1 protein-coding gene is annotated in these 684 nt (G+C 71.3%); it reads right to left on the bottom strand.

The annotated features are described in order from the left end of the window. On the bottom strand, positions 1 to 684 hold a 684-nt coding region (locus L995_RS25980), incomplete at both ends, for an NAD(P)/FAD-dependent oxidoreductase (RefSeq protein WP_047474186.1).

The following is a 684-nucleotide window of genomic DNA, read 5'->3' as shown; positions in this document are numbered from 1 at the left end:
CCGAGGCGCCGGCGGCCGTCTGTATGCCATAGCCGCCCTGCCCTGCCAGCCAGAAGAATCCTTCACGGCGCGCGTCCCAGCCGATCACGAAGTCGTCATCGGGCGCAAAGCTGCGCAGCCCGGCCCAGACATGGCGCGGCCGGCGTATGCGCAGGCGGGTCAGTGTCTCGATGCGGTCTATGCCCATGGCCACGTCCAGTTCCTCGGCCACCACGTCATGCGGCGGCACGGGATCGGCATTGGCGGGCGAGCCCAGCAGCTGGCCGGCATCGGGCTTGAAGTAGAAGCTCTCGTCCACGCCGATCACGGCAGGCCAGCCGTGGATGTCCTCGCCCTCCGGTGCGGCAAAGGTGAAGGCCGAGCGGCGGCGCGGCTCGATGCCCAGCGGCTGCGCGCCGCACAGCCGGGCCACGGCATCGGCCCAGGCGCCTGCGGCATTGACCACGGCGCGGGCACGGACCTGCGACCCGTCCTGCAGCACCAGGGTCCACAGGCCCTGGCCATCACCATCCACCTCGCGCTCGGCGCCGGACAGTTCGGCGCCGCAGCGCAGCCGCGCACCGGCACGCGCCATGCCGCGCAGAAAGCCCTGGTGCAGTTCGGCCACGTCGATGTCCATGGCGTCCAGGTCATGCACGGCACCCACCAGCTGACTCTCGTCCAGGCAGGGCACCAGGGTGCAGG

Origin of the sequence: Delftia sp. ZNC0008 (genome assembly GCF_000799035.1) — a bacterium.
In the GTDB taxonomy this organism is placed as follows: Bacteria; Pseudomonadota; Gammaproteobacteria; order Burkholderiales; family Burkholderiaceae_C; genus Comamonas; species Comamonas tsuruhatensis.
The sequence above is the reverse complement of the archived record's forward strand: the minus strand, read 5'-3'. Positions and strand labels throughout refer to the sequence as shown.